The organism is Microbacterium sp. SCN 69-37 (assembly GCF_001724435.1).
In the GTDB taxonomy this organism is placed as follows: Bacteria; Actinomycetota; Actinomycetes; order Actinomycetales; family Microbacteriaceae; genus Microbacterium; species Microbacterium laevaniformans.
In genome coordinates this window covers 61471-79777 of sequence record NZ_MEEL01000017.1, presented here as the reverse complement: position 1 = coordinate 79777, position 18307 = coordinate 61471, and the positions used below count along the sequence as shown (strand labels likewise).

Annotated in this window: 18 protein-coding genes and 1 pseudogene; 11 read left to right on the top strand and 8 right to left on the bottom strand. The window is 69.9% G+C overall.

Features of this window, described 5'->3' with window-relative positions:
• Nucleotides 1-4 precede the first annotated feature (4 nt).
• Nucleotides 5-1228, top strand: coding sequence for a pyridoxal phosphate-dependent aminotransferase (locus ABS64_RS02745; protein ID WP_005048303.1), 1224 nt, complete (start codon nucleotides 5-7; stop codon nucleotides 1226-1228).
• Between the two features lie 38 nt (nucleotides 1229-1266).
• Here ABS64_RS02745 and ABS64_RS02740 read toward each other — a convergent pair whose 3' ends face one another.
• The gene (locus tag ABS64_RS02740; protein ID WP_016463358.1) at nucleotides 1267-1725 is read right to left on the bottom strand and encodes an Rv3235 family protein; all 459 of its coding nucleotides are present in this window, start codon (nucleotides 1723-1725) and stop codon (nucleotides 1267-1269) included.
• Nucleotides 1726-1877: 152 nt separating this feature from the next.
• Between ABS64_RS02740 and ABS64_RS02735 the strand changes: the two genes are divergently transcribed.
• The gene (locus ABS64_RS02735; RefSeq protein WP_292680583.1) at nucleotides 1878-2480 is read left to right on the top strand and encodes a hypothetical protein; all 603 of its coding nucleotides are present in this window, start codon (nucleotides 1878-1880) and stop codon (nucleotides 2478-2480) included.
• Between the two features lie 23 nt (nucleotides 2481-2503).
• Here ABS64_RS02735 and ABS64_RS02730 read toward each other — a convergent pair whose 3' ends face one another.
• On the bottom strand, nucleotides 2504-2785 hold the full coding sequence (locus tag ABS64_RS02730; RefSeq protein ID WP_121190664.1) for a helix-turn-helix domain-containing protein: 282 nt from the start codon (nucleotides 2783-2785) through the stop codon (nucleotides 2504-2506).
• Nucleotides 2786-2883: 98 nt separating this feature from the next.
• On the opposite strand from ABS64_RS02730, the gene ABS64_RS02725 reads away from it, so the two are divergent.
• The 3 genes from ABS64_RS02725 to ABS64_RS02715 are packed head-to-tail and all read left to right on the top strand — an operon-like array spanning nucleotide 2884 to nucleotide 6342.
• Nucleotides 2884-3513 carry a hypothetical protein gene (locus tag ABS64_RS02725; protein WP_292680579.1) on the top strand — a complete coding sequence of 210 codons (630 nt, stop codon included), beginning with the start codon at nucleotides 2884-2886 and terminating at the stop codon, nucleotides 3511-3513.
• Nucleotides 3510-4799 (top strand): P-loop NTPase, encoded by a 1290-nt coding sequence (locus ABS64_RS02720; RefSeq protein WP_292680577.1) that lies wholly within the window; start codon nucleotides 3510-3512, stop codon nucleotides 4797-4799. The genes ABS64_RS02725 and ABS64_RS02720 overlap by 4 nt, the downstream gene beginning before the upstream one ends.
• Nucleotides 4800-4848: 49 nt before the next feature.
• The gene (locus tag ABS64_RS02715) at nucleotides 4849-6342 is read left to right on the top strand and encodes a PAS domain-containing sensor histidine kinase (RefSeq protein WP_016463354.1); all 1494 of its coding nucleotides are present in this window, start codon (nucleotides 4849-4851) and stop codon (nucleotides 6340-6342) included.
• Nucleotides 6343-6403: 61 nt separating this feature from the next.
• On the opposite strand, the gene ABS64_RS02710 is transcribed toward ABS64_RS02715, so the two are convergent.
• Entirely contained in the window at nucleotides 6404-6652 is a 249-nt protein-coding gene (locus ABS64_RS02710) for a WhiB family transcriptional regulator (protein WP_005048317.1), read from the bottom strand.
• Between the two features lie 213 nt (nucleotides 6653-6865).
• Between ABS64_RS02710 and ABS64_RS02705 the strand changes: the two genes are divergently transcribed.
• Nucleotides 6866-7258, top strand: coding sequence for a hypothetical protein (locus ABS64_RS02705; protein ID WP_005048319.1), 393 nt, complete (start codon nucleotides 6866-6868; stop codon nucleotides 7256-7258).
• A 32-nt stretch (nucleotides 7259-7290) separates the two neighbouring features.
• Here ABS64_RS02705 and bcp read toward each other — a convergent pair whose 3' ends face one another.
• The 3 genes from bcp to aroA are packed head-to-tail and all read right to left on the bottom strand — an operon-like array spanning nucleotide 7291 to nucleotide 10171.
• On the bottom strand, nucleotides 7291-7758 hold the full coding sequence (gene bcp, locus ABS64_RS02700; RefSeq protein ID WP_005048321.1) for a thioredoxin-dependent thiol peroxidase: 468 nt from the start codon (nucleotides 7756-7758) through the stop codon (nucleotides 7291-7293).
• Between the two features lie 15 nt (nucleotides 7759-7773).
• Nucleotides 7774-8814, bottom strand: a complete 1041-nt coding sequence (rsgA, locus tag ABS64_RS02695) for a ribosome small subunit-dependent GTPase A (protein WP_061683363.1) — start codon at nucleotides 8812-8814, stop codon at nucleotides 7774-7776.
• Between the two features lie 22 nt (nucleotides 8815-8836).
• Complete coding sequence (gene aroA / locus ABS64_RS02690) at nucleotides 8837-10171, bottom strand: 3-phosphoshikimate 1-carboxyvinyltransferase (protein WP_061683362.1); 1335 nt, start codon at nucleotides 10169-10171, stop codon at nucleotides 8837-8839.
• Nucleotides 10172-10266: 95 nt separating this feature from the next.
• Here aroA and ABS64_RS02685 point away from each other — a divergent pair, with 95 nt between their 5' ends.
• Together ABS64_RS02685 and ABS64_RS02680 are read left to right on the top strand one after the other, a co-directional pair.
• The gene (locus ABS64_RS02685; protein ID WP_061683361.1) at nucleotides 10267-10995 is read left to right on the top strand and encodes a sigma-70 family RNA polymerase sigma factor; all 729 of its coding nucleotides are present in this window, start codon (nucleotides 10267-10269) and stop codon (nucleotides 10993-10995) included.
• Nucleotides 10992-11237 (top strand): zf-HC2 domain-containing protein, encoded by a 246-nt coding sequence (locus ABS64_RS02680; protein WP_036317410.1) that lies wholly within the window; start codon nucleotides 10992-10994, stop codon nucleotides 11235-11237. The genes ABS64_RS02685 and ABS64_RS02680 overlap by 4 nt, the downstream gene beginning before the upstream one ends.
• Before the next feature lie 201 nt (nucleotides 11238-11438).
• On the opposite strand, the pseudogene ABS64_RS02675 reads toward ABS64_RS02680, so the two are convergent.
• A pseudogene (locus ABS64_RS02675) lies at nucleotides 11439-12188 on the bottom strand (diacylglycerol kinase family protein); the annotation flags it as partial.
• Nucleotides 12189-12316: 128 nt separating this feature from the next.
• On the opposite strand from ABS64_RS02675, the gene ABS64_RS02670 reads away from it, so the two are divergent.
• The 3 genes from ABS64_RS02670 to ABS64_RS02660 are packed head-to-tail and all read left to right on the top strand — an operon-like array spanning nucleotide 12317 to nucleotide 14479.
• Nucleotides 12317-12862 carry a DUF3060 domain-containing protein gene (locus tag ABS64_RS02670; protein WP_292680569.1) on the top strand — a complete coding sequence of 182 codons (546 nt, stop codon included), beginning with the start codon at nucleotides 12317-12319 and terminating at the stop codon, nucleotides 12860-12862.
• 16 nt (nucleotides 12863-12878) lie between these two features.
• Nucleotides 12879-13595, top strand: coding sequence for a response regulator transcription factor (locus ABS64_RS02665; protein WP_292680567.1), 717 nt, complete (start codon nucleotides 12879-12881; stop codon nucleotides 13593-13595).
• Nucleotides 13592-14479: a HAMP domain-containing sensor histidine kinase gene (locus tag ABS64_RS02660; RefSeq protein WP_292680566.1), complete on the top strand. Its 888-nt coding sequence runs from the start codon at nucleotides 13592-13594 to the stop codon at nucleotides 14477-14479. Before ABS64_RS02665 ends, ABS64_RS02660 begins: the two co-directional genes overlap by 4 nt.
• Before the next feature lie 12 nt (nucleotides 14480-14491).
• Here the strand turns inward: ABS64_RS02660 and ABS64_RS02655 are convergent, their stop codons facing one another.
• Nucleotides 14492-18202 carry a multifunctional oxoglutarate decarboxylase/oxoglutarate dehydrogenase thiamine pyrophosphate-binding subunit/dihydrolipoyllysine-residue succinyltransferase subunit gene (locus ABS64_RS02655; protein ID WP_292680705.1) on the bottom strand — a complete coding sequence of 1237 codons (3711 nt, stop codon included), beginning with the start codon at nucleotides 18200-18202 and terminating at the stop codon, nucleotides 14492-14494.
• Nucleotides 18203-18307 lie beyond the last annotated feature (105 nt).

Here is an 18307-nt window from a genome sequence, read left to right as displayed (position 1 = left end):
TCCGATGAGTCCCCGCATCCTCGATCAGTCATCCAAACTCAAGGACGTCCTCTACGAGATCCGTGGAGCCGCCCTCGTCGAGGCTGACCGGCTCGAGGCCGACGGACACCGCATCCTCAAGCTCAACACCGGCAATCCCGCCGTCTTCGGCTTCGAGGCGCCGTACCAGATCGTGCGCGACATGATCGAGGCGGTCCCGCACGCACACGGCTACAGCGACAGCCGCGGCATCATGTCGGCGCGGCGCGCTGTCGTGTCGCGGTACGAGCAGGTTCCCGGGTTCCCCGCGTTCGATCCGGACGATGTCTACCTGGGTAACGGCGTCTCCGAGTTGATCACCATGACCATGCAGGCGCTGCTGGACAGCGGCGACGAGGTTCTCATCCCCGCTCCGGACTATCCGCTGTGGACGGCCATGACGAGCTTGGCCGGGGGCACCCCGGTGCACTACCGCTGCGACAACGAGAACGGCTGGCAGCCCGATCTCGAAGACATCCGGTCGAAGGTGACGCCGGCCACCAAAGCGATCGTCGTCATCAACCCGAACAACCCGACCGGGGCGGTGTACTCCCGTGAGGTGCTCGAGGGAATCGTGGAGATCGCTCGGGAGCACTCGCTGCTGCTGCTCAGCGACGAGATCTACGACCGCATTCTGTTCGACGATGCCGTGCACATCCCGCTCGCCACGCTCGCGCCGGATCTGCTCTGCCTGACCTTCAACGGCCTGTCCAAGACGTATCGCGTGGCCGGGTATCGCTCGGGCTGGATGGTCATCACCGGCCCGAAGAAGCACGCCGTCGGGTTCCTCGAGGGGATTCAGCTGCTCGCCTCGACGCGGCTGTGTCCCAATGTGCCCGCTCAGCATGCGGTGCAGGCTGCGCTGTCCGGCGTGCAGTCGATCGACGCGCTGATCGCTCCCACCGGACGGCTCCATGAGCAGCGGGATGCCGCATTCGAGGCGCTCACCGCGATTCCGGGGGTGCAGTGCCACAAGCCGCGCGGCGCTCTCTACGCGTTCCCCCGGCTCGATCCTGAGATCTATGAGATCCACGACGATGCCAAGTTCGTCTACGACTTCCTCGTCGCAGAGCACGTGCTGCTGGTGCAGGGAACCGGCTTCAACTGGCCGACGCCGGATCACTTCCGGATCGTGACGCTGCCGGAGGCGCGCGTGCTCACCGAGGCGATCGAACGGCTCGGCAACTTCCTCTCCTCGTACCGCCAGTAGGGATCGGCGACCGCGCCGACCCCGCTTTCGGCGGGTGGTCAGAGAAGCGCGAGGGACGTGGCGCGCCAGCGCCCGTCCCAGCCCTCCAAGCGGAGGGCGACGGCGCGGGTGCGCGCCGGTCCTGCCACGATGACCACTCCTTCGATGACGCCGTCGGCGGGGGAGGAGTGACGAGTCGAGAGGATGTGGTGCACGGGTCGGGCCGGTGCGACGCCTCGGGCGCTGCGTGCGCGAGCCGACAGATTGGCTCGTGTGATCAGAGCGCGGAACGCGTCCTCGCCGAACCAGCGTGCGAGTTGATCGACCTCGCGCACGCCGGCGAGCGCTTCGAGGACGCCGATGGTCAGGTTCTTCAGCAGCGGCTCCGGAGCGGGCAGCGCGTCCGTGCCGGTGCGCTGGGGGGCGAAATACTCGGCGACCTCCAAGGCGGAGCCGCGGCGCGGTGTCGAAACGCTCCGTCGGGTTGTGCCGGCAGCGTCGGGGGATGCGGTGGCCATGCTCCGTCCTCCTCTGTCGTCCTCCGCCCGGTCGGGCGTCTGACGAGTACAGCACAGCCCACGCACAGGGTGGATGAGAATCCTCCAACCTGTGGAGAGGCTGCTGTGGACAGAATCGGCGGGCGGCGGCATCCTTCCCCTAGGGTCACCGCGTGCGCTGGGACCGCTTCTTCGAGGATCTGGAAGACCAACTCGACTCCGAGTGGGAGGCTGAGCGCGCCGCCCTGGACACCGAAGCGGAGCGCCTGCGTCTGGCGCGCGTCCCCGTCCGCGATCGGCTCGTGGTGCTCGCGGAGACCGCCGATGTCGCCGTCGGCCTCGAGCTCACGGACGGCACGACGCTGTCGGGGACCGTCACGCGCGTCGGATCGGACTGGGTCGCCGTCACCGTGGAGGGCGGATCGACGGGCACGGTCTGGATCGTGCCACTGGCCGCCGTGGCGACCATGGCGCTCGCAACGCAGCAGCTTCTCGGCAGTGTGCGCGCCGCTCATCCCGGCGGCGCACTCGCGCAGCGCATGTCCCTGGGTTTCGTCGTGCGCGATCTCGTTCGCCGGCGCATCCCGGTGACGGTGCATCTCGTGACGGGGCGCGCACTGTCGGGAACGATCGACCGCGCCGGCGCCGATCATCTCGACCTCGCACTGCACGAGATCGGTGGGGTGCGCCGCGCCGACCAGGTGCGCGGCTTCCGGATCGTCCCATTCGTGGCGGTGTCCGCGATGCGGATGGATGCGCTCGTCGACCTCGTCTGACGCAGTCGGAGGGCGCGCGGCGATCAGTCCGGGTTGCGCACCGCGCCTCGACCCCACAACTCCGGAAAGCTCGCCGCATTCGACTCACGCCACAGCGCCATCCGCCGCGCGTCCTCCGCTTGATCGTCGAGGTAGACAGCGACGCTGCCGGCATCGATGCGCCAGCGCGCCGGCGAGCCCGCCTTCATGCCGCGAAGACGGCCGTCGATCACGAGAGCGACCACCTCGTCGACGGCGATCTGCAGCATCTCCGCCACTTGGGCAGGTGTCAGCAGGCGCGCGCCGGCTTCGGGTGATTCGGGCATGAGGCCATTATGCGGCCCGCCAGGCGAGGCCTCACGGGTCCACGCCGCGCTGTGGATAACCAGCCCGTGCCGGCGGGACGCTGCGTCACCATATCGACATGAGCGACTCCGTCACGGCCCGACCTCGCCCTCGCGCTTTCTGGGCAGACCTGCGATTCCTCCTCGGGATCGCACTGATCGTCGTCTCGGTGGCCGGCGTCTGGTTCGTGGTCGCCGCAGCGCGCCAGACGGCGCCCGTGTTCGCCGCAGCCACGACGCTGCTCCCGGGCGAGGCCGTCGAATCCGCCGACCTGCGCGTGGTCGATGTCGCGCTCGGGCCCGTGCACGACTCCTACGCGACGCCGACGACGCTTCGGCCGGGAGCCGTCGCGACCCGCGTCGTGCGCGCCGGCGAGCTCGTGCCGAACGATGCGCTCGGTGACGCGGCCGGCGTGCGCAGCACCACGGTCGTCATCACGAGCGCGAGCGAGGTGCCCGCCACCGTCGGCACGGGATCATCGGTCGATGTCTGGGCCGCGGCGCCGCGGGAGCGCGGTGCCTACGACACGCCCCGCATCCTGGTCGGCTCCGCGACGGTCGCATCGGTCGATCGCGACCGGTCGATGATGGGCGCGACCGCCGTCGCGGTCGAGATCGTGATCGACCGCGCCGACGTCGCCGCCACCCTCGCCGCGATCGCCGACGGGTCCAGCCTGTCGATCGTCCCCAGCGGCGGAGCGGGCTCATGAGCGTGCGCGTGGTGCTGGCGTCCGACCGGCTGGACACCCCCGTCGTCGTGGACGGTCTCCGCGACGACGATGCCGAGGTTCTTCTCGTCGTGGCAGCGGATGCTCCGGCGGATGCCGCCGCCGACGCTGTCACGGGCCGCGCCGCGGCGGAACTGCTCGGCGCGCTCGCCGCCGCCGACGTCCTCGCCGTCGACGCCGGCCGAGACACGCTGACTCCTCAGCTGGTCACCGTGTGCGACCGCTTCGGAGTGCGCATCGTCGCGGTCTGCGGCGGCGCGGCCGATCGCCGACTCGCCGAGATGTTCGGCATCACCACGTGCGCGCCGGACGGCGTCCGCACCGCGGTGCTGCACGCGGCGACGGCGGCGGCGACGGCGCCCCCGCGCGGTCGCATCGTCGCGGTCTGGGGCCCCGCCGGCGCACCCGGCCGCACCACCATCTCCATCGAGTTGGCGGCGGAGCTCGCTCGGGATGGCCGCCGTGTCGGCCTCATCGACGCGGACACGCATGCCCCATCGGTCGCGATGCTGACCGGGCTCGCCGACGAGGGGCCGGGCTTCGCCGCGGCCTGTCGGGCGGCGGAGCGCGGGACGTTGAGCGCGGCCGAGCTCGAGAGGATCGCGCTGCCCCTCGGTGATGTCGCGGTCCTGGCGGGGATCAACCGGCCGGGGCGCTGGCCCGAGTTGTCCTCGGCGCGAGTCGGCGGTGCTCTCGAACAGTGTCGTACGTGGGTCGAGGATCTCATCGTCGATGTCGCGGCGCCGCTGGAGCGCGACGAGGAGATCGTGAGCGATATCGAGGGTCCACGCCGCAACGCGGCGACGCTCGCGGTACTGGCCGCGGCGGACATCGTCGTCGCGGTCGTCTCCGCAGACCCCGTCGGAGTTGCACGCTTCGTCAGGGCGCACGCCGATCTGCGCGCCGCGGCCGGCGCCGCGCCCATCCACGTCCTGGTCAACAAGACGCGGTCCTCGACGCTCGGGATCGACGCGCGGTCACAGGTGCGCCGCACGCTCGAGCGCTACGTCGGCGTCGCCGCGTGCTGGTTCGTCCCGTGGGATCCGAAGGCTGCCGATGCCGCGGTCCTGCAGGCGCAGCCGGTCGGGCATGTGGCGCCACGCTCGGCTCTGTCTGGCGCCGTTCGTCGATTCGTCGGCGAGGCGATCGATCCGCCACCGGCGCGCGCTGCGGTGCCTCGATCGCGTGCGGCAGCCGGCGCCGACAGCGAGGGCCAGCGCAGGGACGCTCGGCCCCGGACGCGGCGCACTCTTCGCGGCGTGGCCTGAGGCGCGCTCGGCCGCGTCACCGATGAACGATCTCGCCTAGGCTGGGTGCGTGTCGACGCTCAGCGATCTCGTCTATGCCCAGGGCCGATCCACGGGGGCGGACGTCGAGTGGCTGCACCGCCTCGCCGGCGACGGTCAGCTCCTCGCCGACCTGGCCTTCGCCGACATCGTCATCTGGGTGCCGACGGTGGACGACTCGTTCATCGCCGTCGCCCACACCCGGCCGAGCGGTGCGGCGACGCTGTTCTACCGGGACATCGTCGGCGACATGGTGCGCCCGCAGTGGCGCACGCAGGTGCGTGATGCGTTCACGCGCGTCGAGATCGTCGATTCGGCATCCCCGGACTGGTTCGAAGAGACCCCCACGCGCGTGCGCGCTGTGCCGATCGTGCGCGCTGCCGGCGCCGGTGAGCAGTCGCCGATGGTGGTGGGGGTGCTCACACGGCACACCAACCTCGGCGAGGCGCGCACGCCGTCACGTCAGCAGATCACCTTCAACGACTGTGCCGACGATCTGTTCGGGATGATCGCGAGCGCCGACTTCCCCGACCTCGCCGCACCGACCTCGCCCCGACGGGGTGCGCCGCGCGCTTCCGACGGTCTGATCCGCATCGACGTCGACGGCACCACCACCTTCGCCAGCCCCAACGCCCTCTCCGCGTTCAATCGCCTCGGCTTCGACGACGAGCTCGAAGGGGAGTCCCTGCTCGAAGTGGCCACCGGCATTCTGCCGAAGGGGCGCGACTTCGATGAGTCGTTGCCGATCGTCATGGCCGGTCGCGCACCGTGGCGGGCCGACCTGGAGGCGCGCGGGGTCACGGTGTCGCTTCGCACCATCCCCCTCAAGGACCACGGCAACCGGATCGGCGCCATCGTGTTGTGCAGGGACGTCACGGAGATCCGCCACCAGGAGCAGGAGCTGATCACCAAGGACGCGACGATCCGTGAAATCCATCATCGCGTCAAGAACAACCTGCAGACGGTCGCGTCGCTGCTGCGCATCCAGTCGCGGCGCACGCACTCGGATGAGGCGCGCGACGCTTTGACGCATGCGATGCGCCGGGTCGCGGCGATCGCCGTGGTCCACGACACGCTGTCGGAGGGGCTCGCTCAGAACGTCGACTTCGACGACGTCTTCGATCGGGTGCTCAAGCTCGTCGCGGAAGTCGCCGCGTCACCCAACACCCGCGCGCGGACGCGGAAGACCGGCACGTTCGGCACACTGCCCAGCGAGTACGCCACGCCTCTCGCTCTTGCTCTCACAGAGCTCGTCACCAACGCCGTCGAGCACGGTCTGGTCGATCAGGAGGGCGAGGTCGAGATCATCGCGGAGCGCACCGAGGATCGACTGGGCGTGAAGGTGCGCGACACCGGCGTCGGCCTGCCGGAAGGACAGGTCGGGCGGGGACTCGGCACGCAGATCGTCCGCACCCTCATTCAGGGCGAGCTCAGCGGCACAATCGACTGGCACACGCTCGTCGGCTCGGGCACCGAGGTGACCATCGAGATCCCGATGCGCTATCTGGGGCGCACCCAGAGCTGAGTCCCCGCGACGCCGACGAGATCATCGTCGACGGTGCGAGCGGGAGCGGGCGGGCGCCGTCTCAGCTTGCGCGGCGGGCGCGGGCAGCGCGGCGCTTCAGAGCACGGCGCTCGTCCTCGGACAGCCCGCCCCACACGCCCGAGTCCTGACCGGTCTCGAGGGCGTACTGCAGGCAGACCTCCGTGACGGTGCAGCGCGCGCACACGGACTTGGCTTTCTCGATCTGATCGACAGCAGGCCCGGTGTTCCCCACGGGGAAGAACAGCTCGGGGTCGACAGTCAGGCAGGCGGCTTTGTCGCGCCAATCCATAGGGGGTGCTCCTTGATGCGGGATGAGAAGTCGGGTGGGTGTGACGTCGGGCGTCGATTACCCTGATGGTGTGCGAGCAGACGCTCGCCCCACGCCACTGTGGGAGCACACGGATAGATCAATGCTCCCATGGTCATTCAGATGAATCAAGGGTGAACTCGGCATTTCCCCCGGCGTGTGCTGTGTACTGCCTGTATCGGAGGGCCTGCCCGCATGATGACGACGCCAGCAGAGCGGACCGGTTCGGCCATTCTGGCGCTGGAGGCGCTCGCCGTTCTCCTCGTGACCGGCTGGGAGATCGTCGCGCTGGTCACCGGCGACACCGACGACGTGGTCAGCTCGATCGCGCTCATCGTCCTCACAGCGATCGGGGCGGTGGCGCTCGCCGCCTTCGCGGCCGCCGTGTGGCGGGGTCACTCCTGGGGGCGGTCCGGGGGGATCGTCAGCCAGCTCCTGATCCTGGCGGTGGCGCTCGGCGCCATCACCGGCCCGACTCCGTCCGTCTCCACGGCGTTGGTCACGGCGATTCCCGCCGCCATCGGGTTGGTCGCCCTCGTCGTCGCAGCCCGGACAGTCGCCGCGCGGCGCGACGACGAGCGCCGCTGAGCGACCCCGAGCGCCGCTGTGGACGCGACGGGTCAGCCGACGCCGAGCAGGGAGCGCACCCGGGCGACGTGCCCGGTGGCCTTCACGTTGTACAGAGCGTGCGTGACGATACCCTCGGCATCCACGACGATCGTCGAGCGGATGACGCCCTCCACCGTCTTGCCGTAGTTCATCTTCTCGCCCCAGGCGCCATAGGCGTCGTGCACGGCGTGGTCGGGGTCGCTGAGCAGCGGGTAGGTGAGCCCATCGCGCTCGCGGAACCGGCGCAGGGTGGCGGGGTCATCGCGCGAGATCCCCATCACCGCGTAGCCCGCCGCCTCCAGCGGTGCCAGGCTGTCGCGGAAATCGCAGGCTTCCGTCGTGCAGCCGGGAGTCATGGCGGCGGGATAGAAGAACAGCACGGTCGGCGTGCCGCGCAGGTCGTGGAGGCTGACCGGTGCGTCGTCCTGATCGACGAGCGTGAAGTCGGGAGCGGGGGTACCGGGTTCGAGGCGTGGCATGGCTCCAGCCTACGATCAAGCGAACGTGGAGAGCAGACGCTGCAGCGAATCCAGTCGCGCCGCTCCGCGCTCTCCCAGGCGTCCCTCAGCCACCGCCTCGATCAGTGCGCAATCGGGCGCGTCCGGAAGGTGCGTGCAGCCGCGAGGACACTCCTCGGCGACGACGGCGAGATCCGTGAATGCCCGCAGGATGTTCGCGGGGTCGACGTGTCCGAGCCCGAACGATCGCACGCCGGGGGTGTCGATCACCCACCCGCGGCCCTCTGCCGTCACGTAGCGCAGCGACACGGTCGAACTCGAGGTGTGCCGGCCGCGGCCCGTCACCTCGTTCACGTGCCCTGTTGCGCGATCCGCCGTGGGGACGAGGGCGTTGACCAGCGTCGACTTGCCGACACCGGAGTGGCCGACGAAGACGGTCGAGTGGCCGATCAGGCGTCGCCCGATCTCCTCGACGGGCATCTGGCCGCGGCCGCTCGTGAAAATCTCCAGATCGTCCACGCCCTCGAAGTGCGCAACGAAGGAGGCGGGATCGGCCAGGTCGGTCTTGGTCACGACCAGGAGCGGATGGATGCCGGCGTCCAGAGCCGCGATAAGGTAGCGATCGACCAGCCGAGGCCGCGGCTCGGGATCGGCGGCGGCGACGACGACGAGCATCTGGTCGGCGTTGGCGACCACGACCCTCTCCACCTGGTCGGTGTCGTCGGCGCTGCGCCGCAGGAGCGATGTGCGCTCCTCGAGCCCGACGATGCGCGTCAGAGTGCCCTCATCGCCGCTGGTGTCGCCCACAACGCGCGCACGGTCGCCGGTGACGATCGGCTGCTTGCGCAGTTCGCGCGCCCGGGCGGCGAGAGCGGTGTGCTCGTCGGGACCGTCTTCGTCGATCAACACGGTGTAGCGGCCCCGGTCGACGCCGAGCACCCGACCGATCACCGCATCAGCGTGGGCGGGGCGCCGTTTCGTGCGCGGGCGATTCGCCTTCGGATTGGGGCGTACCCGGATGTCGGTCTCGTCGAACTCGAGTTCGTCGTCATCGTCGTCGAGATCGAGCCAGCTCATTGCACGCCTCGCACCGGCCGGCTCAATCGTTCGCAGACCCGGACAGCATCCCGCTCCACAGGGCGGGAAACTCCGGCATGGTCTTCGCCGTGGTCTCGATGTGGTCGACCTCGACGCCGGGCACGCGCAAGCCGATGAGGGCGCCGGCGGTCGCGATGCGGTGGTCGTGATGCGCGCGCCAGAGGCCCCCGTGGAGGTCAGCGGGCACGATGCGGATGCCGTCGGGCAGCTCCTCGGCGCGTCCGCCGAGTGCCTCCAGATTGGCGATGAGGGCCTCGATACGGTTCGTCTCGTGGCCGCGGATGTGTCCGATGCCGTGGAGGGTCGTTGGGGCGTCGGCGAAGGCGGCCAGCGCGAACAGAGTCGGCGTCAGCTCGCTCGCCGCGCTCAGGTCGAGGTCGACGCCGGCGATGCGGGGACCGCCGGTCACGGTGAGAGCGCCGCCGCGGCGGGTTGCCCGCCCGCCCAGGAGAGTGAGGATCTCGGGCAGGAGCGCGCCGGGCTGTGTCGAACTCGCGGGCCACCCGGGGATCGTCACCGAGCCCTCCGTCAGCATCGCCGCAGCGAGGAAAGGCGCCGCGTTCGACAGATCCGGCTCGATCGCGGCGTCGCGTCCGCGCAGGGTGCCAGCGGGAACGACCCACTCAGTGGGTGTGGGGTGCTCGACCTGGATGCCGCGACGCGCGAGCGTCTCGATGGTCATGTCGATATGGGGGACCGACGGGAGGCGCTCGCCGGAGTGGATGAGGTGAAGGCCCACGTCGAAGCGGGGCGCGGCCAGGAGCAGTCCGGAGACGAACTGGCTCGAGCCGCTCGCGTCGATCGTGACCTCGCCGCCACGGATGTGCCCGCGCCCGCGGACCGTGAAGGGCAGCGACCAGGTGCCACCGTCGTCGATGTCGGCACCGATCTCGCGTAGCGCCTTGATCATCTCGCCCATCGGGCGGTGCAGGGCGCTCGGGTGTGCCGTGAGGGTGACGTCGCCGTGGGCCAGTCCGGCGAGGGGGGCGATGAAGCGCATGACGGTGCCGGCCTGACCGCAATCGATCTCGACGTCACCGCGGAAGGATGCCGGAGGGGTCACCAGCAGGTCGGGTCCGAACCGACCGGAGCCGGGCACCTCGGAGACCTCCACGCCCAGTGCGCGCAGCGCCGCGATCATGCGTTCCGAGTCCTCGGAGTGCAGGGGTGAGGTGAGCGTGCTGGGGCCGTCGGCCAGTGCGGCGAGGACGAGCTTGCGGTTGGTGAGCGACTTCGAGCCGGGCACCGAGACCGTCGCATGCACGGCCTCGTCCGCACGCGGCGCCGGCCAGGGAGAACCTGCCGGCGGAAGAGGGGAATACCCGGTGACTGTCATCGGGTTCTACCCTAACGAACCCGTCCGACAGTGCCGCCTTCGGCGCGACGGGTGCAGCCTGCCGAACGGTGGACGCCGACGAAGAGAGGAGCCCCGTGACCGCGACACTCGCACCCCTGGTGCCGGACATCGCCGACGTAGACTGGGCCCTGATGGAAGAGCACGCGGCCCTCGAGTCGCCGACCCCCGAAACCCCGGCCACAGACCTCGTCCCGGCGGACGAGGTCGACAGCGCCGCGGACGCCCGTGCGCAGTTCGAGCAGCAGGCGCTGCCGTTCATGGATCAGCTGTACGCCGCGGGCATGCGGATGACGCGCAACCCGGCGGATGCGGCCGATCTGGTGCAGGAGACGTTCGTCAAGGCCTTCGCATCCTGGTCCTCTTTCACGCAGGGCACGAACCTCAAGGCGTGGCTGTACCGCATCCTGACGAACACGTACATCAACACGTACCGCAAGAAGCAGCGCGAGCCCTATCAGGGCACGATCGACGATCTCGAGGACTGGCAGCTCGGCGGCGCGGAGTCCACGACAGCCACCAGGAGCCGCTCGGCGGAGGCGGAGGCGATCGACCACATGCCGGCATCCGCGGTCAAGGACGCGCTGCAGTCGATTCCGGAGGATTTCCGTCTCGCGGTGTACCTCGCCGACGTCGAGGGCTTCGCGTATCAGGAGATCGCGGACATCATGAAAACCCCCATCGGCACGGTCATGAGCCGCCTGCATCGTGGCAGGCGCATGCTGCGTGACCTCCTCGCCGACTACGCGCGCGAGCGCGGCATGGACGTGCCGGTGCCCGCGACTTCATCAGGGAGCAAGAAATGAGTGACTGCGGCTGCGACAAAGCACGCAAGGACCTGGAAGAGTACCTCCGCAACGAGGTCTGCAAGACCGAGCACGCCGACATCCGCGCGCACCTGGAGAACTGTCCGTCCTGCCGCGACGAGGCGCTGGTGGCCACGACGCTGACCGCCGTCGTCGCACGAGCCTGCAAGGAGACGGCTCCCGAGGAGCTGCGCGACCAGGTCTTGGCCCGCTTGCGCGCGGAGCAGGCGAGCCACCACTGACCGCAACCGTCGGATCGGTCCGTGACCCGGCCCGGAAACGGGATCAGCGCGCCGCCGGCGCGAAGACGCGGAGCGCACCGGGAACGACGTCGATCTCCAGTGGCAGCATCCCCACCGCATCGCCGTCGCGTAGGCGGTGGTCGCGGGGGCGGACAGTCCCACCCGCCGCACGCGTGCGGTGACGACCTCGTCCAGGCCGGCATGCGTGCCGCGGTAGACGCGGGGCAGCAGCCGGAGCAGGCGCGTCCGTCCGAGCGGGCGCACGAGCGTGACGTCGAGCAGGCCGTCGGCGAGGTCGGCATCCGGACAGATGGGGATGCCGCCGCCATAGGTCGGGCCGTTGCCCACCGTCGCCATGAGCAGGTCCTCGCCGCGGCGTTCGATCGTGCCGTCGTCGTGCTCGAGCTCCACCTCGAAGGCGACGCAGCGCAGTCGCAGGAACTCGATGAGGATCGCGAGGTCGTAGCGGACGTGGCCGCGGGGCCAGCGCATGCGGTTGGCGCGGTCGTTCACCCGCGAGTCGAATCCGCTCGCCAGCACGGTCGCGTACAACGACGTCGAGCCGTCCGCGCGACGCACGCGCGCGAGATCGATCGTGCGTGTGGACCCCGCCGCGACGGCTTCGGCGGCTCCGCGCGCGTCGCGCTCGCGCAGCCCGAGGGCGGTCGCCACGTCGTTACCGGTGCCCGTCGGTACGATGCCGAGGGAGATGCCGGTTCCCGCCAGCTCCTGCGCGGCGAGATTGACCGTGCCGTCCCCGCCCGCGACGAGCACGGCATCGGCACCCGCCTGGAGGGCGAGGCGCAGCAGGTCGGTGGACTCGACGGCGCTGCCGCCCGCGATCAACGTCGTGCGGATGCCGTGGGCGCGCAGGCGCGCGGCGACGTCCTCCGCGGCGTGGCTGCGTGCGGAGGCACGGGCTGTCGGATTGACGAGGAGTGCGACGTCCATGTCGTCCTGTCGGAAGGTCGGCCGGTGCGAGCTCGGCGGCGTGCGGGTGTTCGCCTCATCATGCCCTGTCGCAAGATCGCGACACGGTCGCGACGCGGCTGCGACATCCGATTCGTAACGTTGTCTGCATGAACACGCTACGCCGCCCTCTCGCTCTGTCCTTCGCGCTCCTGATCGCGGGCTGCGCACTCGCCGGCTGCAGTGTCCGGGTGTCCGACGCCGGCGCCGCGACCTCGACGGCCGCCGATGCGGCCGCATCCCCCTCTCCGACGGCAGCGGCGCCCTCGCCGTCGCCGAGCGACAGCGCGAACGTGGGCGGTGTCGTCGATGACGAGCGCATGGCGAAGCTGCAGCGCAGTCGCTGGAGCGACAAGGTCACCCAGCACGTGGCGTGCGTGGACGGCGTGTACACGGTCGACCGCAACGCCGACGCACTGGTCGTGGAGGTGACAGGCGACTGCCGGGAGGTCACGATCCTGGCCTCGGCGGCGACCGTCCTGCTGCCCGCCGTCGACGAGCTCAGCGTTCAGGGCGACGGGAACATCGTCATCGCCACCGCGGCCCGCGAGATCGTGCTGGACGCGGGCGCGGACGCGAACCTCGTCGGCTGGGAGAGCGGCGCTGCTGTCGTCAAGGATGCCGGCACCCTCAACGGCACGACGCCGATCTCCTGATCGGTACGATCCGTTCATGACCTCCGCGCCGCCGCGTCTGCTCCTCGTCGACGATGAGAGCTCGATCACCGACGGCCTCGCCCCGTTCCTGACGCGCAGCGGGTTCGAGGTGCGCGTTGCGGCGAACGGTCAGCAGGCGTGGGACGTCGTCACGCAGTGGGTACCCGACATCATCGTCAGCGATGTCATGATGCCGGTGCTGGACGGTCGGGAGTTCGTCCGCCGGCTGCGCGCGGCCGGAGACAGCACGCCGGCGATCCTGCTCACGCGAGTCGGAGAGTCGGGCGAGCGTTCGGCTGCGCTCGAAAAAGGCGCCGACGACTACCTCAACAAGCCGTTCGACCCGCAGGAGCTCGTCGCCCGCGCACGCGCGGTGCTGCGCCGCGTCGCTGCGGGAGCCGCCCCGTTGGTGACGTCGCAGACGCTCGTCACCGGCGGCCTGCGACTGGATCGCCCCGGACGTCGCGTCTGGCGTGGCGATGCCGAGGTCTCGCTGACGCCGAAGGCGTTCCAACTGCTGGAGTACCTGATGGCGCGCCCCGGCGAGGTGCATACCCGCGAGCGACTGCTGTCGGCGCTGTGGGGCTTCGACTTCGCTTCGCACACGCGAGCGGTCGACCACCGTGTCGCGGAGCTGCGGTCTGCTCTCGGCGACGACGCGACGGACCCGCGCTACGTCGAGACCGTTGCGGGTGTCGGCTATCGGTTCCGTGCCGAGGTGCGCCGCGCATGAACACTCGCGTCGGGGTGCTGGTTCTCGCCGCTGCCGCTGTCGTCTCAGCCGGTGCCGCCGTCGCCGGCGTCATCGGAGGAGACCGGCGATCGATCGTGGTCGAGGCCGGCGTTCCGGCCGTAGGCGTGGGCGCCGCGGTCCTGTTCGCCGCGGCGGCCGCGGCTCTCGCACTCGCGGCTCACCGCCGGAGTCGTCTCCTCGAGACGACACGGCGCACCACGCGCGACACGGCGGCCTCGGAGCACCGACGCTTTCTCGCTCGACTCGACCACGAGTTGAAGAATCCCGTGACGGCGATCCGCGTCGCCGTCGCCGCGAGCGAGGCCGATACGCCCCAGCTCGCGACCATCGATGCCCAGACGGCCCGGCTCTCGCGGCTGGTCGCCGACCTTCGCAAACTCTCCGAACTGCAGACGTCCGAGGTCGAGCGCTCGCGCGTGTCGGTCGCCGCGCTGGTGACGGACGTCGTCGACGCGGTCCGCGACGCTCACGGGCGCGAGGTGGCGGTGACCCTGCCGGCGGCGCCCTGGCCGCTGCCGGACGTGGTGGGCGATCCCGACCTGTTGTTCGTGGCTCTGTTCAACGTGGTGGCGAACGCGGCCAAGTACTCCGAGCCGAGCGATGTGATCGAGATCCGCGGCGACGAGAAGCACGGTGCCGTCGTCCTCGACGTCGCCGACACCGGCCGCGGCATCCCCGCCGACGAGATCGATGCGGTCTTCGACGAGTTGGCTCGGGGCCGAAACGCGCGTGATCGCGGGGGCAGCGGTTTGGGCCTGGCACTGGTGCGCACCATCGTCGACAGGCACGGCGGCGAGGTCACGATCGCCTCCCGCGAGGGCGACGGCACGCGTGTGCGCCTGGCGCTGCCCGCCGCCGGCTGAGCGGCAGTCAGGTCAGACGGTGAGAGCCTTCTCGAGGATCGCGGCCTGCTCGCGCGCGTGCACCTTCGGTGAGCCGGTCGCGGTGGAGGCGGCGGCGGCGCGGGACACGCGGCGGATCGTGCGTCCGTGCAGGTGCTTGACGACCTCGAGCGCGATGAACGGCCAGGCGCCCTGGTTCTCGGGCTCGTCCTGCACCCAGACCAGCTGGGCGTTCGGGTAGCGGTCGATCACGGCGTTCAGCTGATCGATCGGAGCCGGGTACAGCTGCTCAAGACGGACGAGAGCGACCTGCGGGTTCGGCTTCTTGTCGAGCTCGGCCTTGAGGTCCCAGTGGATCTTGCCCGAGTGCAGCAGCACCTTGGTGACCGCCGACGGGTCGAGGTTGCGATCGTCGTCCAGCACGGGCTCGAACCGTCCGGTGGTGAAGGCCTCGACGGGACTCGTCGCTCCGCGAAGGCGCAGCATCGCCTTGGGGGTGAACACGATCAGGGGACGACGGGGACGGGCGTACGCCTGGCGGCGCAGGAGGTGGAAGTACGACGCCGGGGTCGAGGGTCGCGCAACGGTCATGTTCTCCTGCGCGCACATCTGCAGGTAGCGCTCGATGCGGGCGGAGGAGTGGTCGGGACCCTGACCCTCGTAGCCGTGGGGGAGCAGCAGCACGACGCTCGACTGCTGGCCCCATTTCTGGTCGGCCGCGGAGATGTACTCGTCGATGACCGACTGGGCGCCGTTCGCGAAATCGCCGAACTGCGCCTCCCACAGGGTGAGGGTGTCGGGACGCTCCACGGAGTACCCGTACTCGAACGCCATCGCCGCATACTCGCTGAGAAGGGAGTCATAGACGTAGAACCGGCCCTGGCTCTCGGACAGGTTCGCCAGCGGTAGCCACTCCTGGCCGTTCGCCCGGTCGTGGAGCACGGCGTGGCGCTGGACGAACGTTCCGCGGCGGGCGTCCTGGCCGGCCAGGCGCACGTTCGTGCCTTCCATCAGCACCGAACCGAAGGCCAGCAGCTCGCCGAAGCCCCAGTCGATCTGCCCGTTGCGGCTCATGTCGAGGCGCTTCTCGAGCAGCTGCTGCAGCTTATTGTGCACCGTGAAGCCGTCGGGCTTGTTGACGAAAGCGTCGCCGATCTGGTGCACGACCGCGGTGGATACGCCCGTGGTCTCGGGCTCGCCGACGGCCTGCTCCACGCCGCCCGTGACGGCGGGGGAGACGATTCCGGTCGCGCCGGTCTCGGCGGCGTGGGTCTCAGCGAACGCGATCTCGAGGCGGTTCTGGAAGTCCTGCTTCGCCTTGTCGTACTCCTCCTCGGTGATGTCGCCACGACCGACGAGCGACTCCGTGTAGAGCCGGCGCACCGAGCGTTTCGCCTCGATGAGGTTCGTCATCAGCGGCTGCGTCATCGACGGGTCGTCGCCCTCGTTGTGACCGCGACGGCGGTAGCAGACGAGGTCGATGACGACGTCGCGGTTGAACTCCTGGCGGTAGGCCACGGCGAGCTCGGCCACGCGCACGACGGCTTCGGGGTCGTCGCCGTTGACGTGGAAGATCGGCGCCTGGATCGTCTTGGCGACGTCGGTGGCGTAGACCGAAGTGCGGCCGTCCTGCGGGAGCGTCGTGAAGCCGACCTGGTTGTTGACGACGACGTGCACCGTGCCGCCGGTGCGGTACCCGCGCAACTGCGACATCTGCAGCGTCTCGACGACGACGCCCTGGCCCGCGAAGGCCGCGTCGCCGTGCACGAGGATCGGAAGCCACGAGAACGTGCCGATCGGCATGCGGTCCTGCTTGGCGCGGACGACGCCCTCCAGCACCCCGTCGACCGTTTCGAGGTGCGACGGGTTGGCGGCCAGGTACACTGGCAGCTCCTCCCCGGCATCCGACACGAACGTGCCCTGCGTCCCGAGGTGGTACTTGACATCGCCCGAACCGCTCTTGGAGCCGATCGCGACGGAGCCCTCGAATTCGCGGAAGATCTGGCTGTAGGTCTTGCCGGCGATGTTGGTCAGCACATTGAGGCGACCGCGGTGCGCCATGCCGATGGCGGCGCCGTCGAGGCCCGCGCCGGCGGCGCCCTGCAGGATCTGGTCGAGCAGCGGAATGAGGGACTCGCCGCCCTCGAGGCTGAAGCGCTTCTGGCCGACGTACTTGGTCTGCAGGAACGTCTCGAACGCCTCGGCCTGGTTGAGCTTGTCGAGGATGCGCAGCTGCTCGTCGTGGCTCGGCTTCTGGTACTTGACCTCGACGTTGTCCTGGAACCACTTGCGCTGGCCCGGGTCCTGGATGTGCATGTACTCGACGCCGATCGTGCGGCAGTACGAGTCGCGGAGCACGCCGAGGATGTCGCGGAGCTTCATCAGGCGTCGTCCGCCGAAGCCCCCCGTGACGAACTCGCGGTCGAGGTCCCAGAAGGTGAGGCCGTGGTTCTCGATCTCGAGGTCGGGGTGCGTGCGCTGCACGTACTCGAGCGGGTCGGTGTCGGCCATGAGGTGGCCGCGGACGCGGTAGGAGTTGATGAGCTCCTGTACGCGGGCGGTCTTGTCGACGCGTTCTGCGATGTCGACGTTGATGTCGCCGGCCCAGTGGATCGGCGCGTAGGGGATGCGCAGGGCCGCGAAGATGCCCTCGTAGAAACCGCGCTGACCGGTGAGCAGCTCGTGCACGATCTTCAGGAACTCGCCCGAGCCCGCGCCCTGGATGACGCGGTGGTCGTACGTGCTGGTCAGCGTGATCGTCTTGCCGATGCCGAGCTCGACGAGGGTCTTCTCGCTCGAGCCCTGGAACTCGGCGGGGTACTCGAGGGCGCCCGCGCCGACGATGCAGCCCTGTCCCTTCATGAGGCGCGGCACGGAGTGGACCGTGCCGATTCCGCCGGGATTGGTCAGCGAGATCGTGGTGCCCTGGAAGTCGGCCGCCGTCAGCTTGTTGCCGCGGGCGCGCTTGACGAGATCCTCGTAGGCAGCGAGGTACTCGCCGAAGGTGAGCGATTCGGCCTGCTTGATCGAGGGGACCATCAGCGCGCGCGAGCCGTCGGGCTTGGGCAGATCGATCGCGATGCCGAGGTTGATGTGCGCCGGCGCGACGACGGAGGGCTTGCCGTCGATCTCGGCGTAGGACACGTTCTGGCTGGGGAAGGCCTTGAGGGCTTGGATCAGGGCCCAGCCGATGAGGTGCGTGAAGCTCACCTTGCCGCCGCGGGTGCGCGACATGTGGTTGTTGATCACGATGCGGTTGTCGATCATGAGCTTCGCCGGCACGGTGCGCACGCTCGTCGCGGTGGGCACGGTCAGCGACTCGTCCATGTTCGCGGCAAGAGTCTTCGGCATGCCGCGCAGCGGTGTGACGACGTCCTCGCGGGCGGCGGGAGCCGGCGTCGGCTCGGTGCTGGGTGCCTGCGCCGGCACAGGCTGCGGGGAGGCGGGGCGGGCCGTCGTGCGGGCGACCGGCTGGGCGCCGACGACCGGGATCGGTGCCGTCATCGGGCGCGGCTCGGCGGCCGCCGCCGGCGACGCGGCGGGAGCGGGCGCGGCGGCCGGAGCGGTGGGAGTGGGGGCAGCATCCTTCTGAGTCTTCTCGTACGCCTCAAGCACAGGCCACCACGCCCGGTCGACCGAGTCGCGATCCTTCGCGAACTGGTCGTACATCTCGGCGACGAGCCATTCGTTGGCCCCGAATTCGCCGTCGCTCGAAGTTCCCACGCCGGTCACCTGACTGGACACGGTTGCGCCTGCTTTCATCGATGAACTTCAGATCGTGCGAGGCCCGCTGCCGTGTATGGCGCGGCCCACACGCACACGTTCATCAAGGGTATCCCAGGTTTTCTG

Bases quoted from the DNA above. Each gene is read 5' to 3' on its own strand.
- ABS64_RS02720 (WP_292680577.1), top strand. From the start codon at position 3,510: ATGAGCGTGCGCGTGGTGCTGGCGTCCGACCGGCTGGACACCCCCGTC.
- bcp (WP_005048321.1), bottom strand. From the start codon at position 7,758: ATGCCACGCCTCGAACCCGGTACCCCCGCTCCCGACTTCACGCTCGTC.
- ABS64_RS02740 (WP_016463358.1), bottom strand. From the start codon at position 1,725: ATGGCCACCGCATCCCCCGACGCTGCCGGCACAACCCGACGGAGCGTT.
- ABS64_RS02730 (WP_121190664.1), bottom strand. From the start codon at position 2,785: ATGCCCGAATCACCCGAAGCCGGCGCGCGCCTGCTGACACCTGCCCAA.
- ABS64_RS02660 (WP_292680566.1), top strand. From the start codon at position 13,592: ATGAACACTCGCGTCGGGGTGCTGGTTCTCGCCGCTGCCGCTGTCGTC.
- ABS64_RS02680 (WP_036317410.1), top strand. From the start codon at position 10,992: ATGAGTGACTGCGGCTGCGACAAAGCACGCAAGGACCTGGAAGAGTAC.
- ABS64_RS02745 (WP_005048303.1), top strand. From the start codon at position 5: ATGAGTCCCCGCATCCTCGATCAGTCATCCAAACTCAAGGACGTCCTC.
- ABS64_RS02710 (WP_005048317.1), bottom strand. From the start codon at position 6,652: ATGGATTGGCGCGACAAAGCCGCCTGCCTGACTGTCGACCCCGAGCTG.
- ABS64_RS02670 (WP_292680569.1), top strand. From the start codon at position 12,317: ATGAACACGCTACGCCGCCCTCTCGCTCTGTCCTTCGCGCTCCTGATC.
- aroA (WP_061683362.1), bottom strand. From the start codon at position 10,171: ATGACAGTCACCGGGTATTCCCCTCTTCCGCCGGCAGGTTCTCCCTGG.
- rsgA (WP_061683363.1), bottom strand. From the start codon at position 8,814: ATGAGCTGGCTCGATCTCGACGACGATGACGACGAACTCGAGTTCGAC.
- ABS64_RS02725 (WP_292680579.1), top strand. From the start codon at position 2,884: ATGAGCGACTCCGTCACGGCCCGACCTCGCCCTCGCGCTTTCTGGGCA.
- ABS64_RS02665 (WP_292680567.1), top strand. From the start codon at position 12,879: ATGACCTCCGCGCCGCCGCGTCTGCTCCTCGTCGACGATGAGAGCTCG.
- ABS64_RS02705 (WP_005048319.1), top strand. From the start codon at position 6,866: ATGATGACGACGCCAGCAGAGCGGACCGGTTCGGCCATTCTGGCGCTG.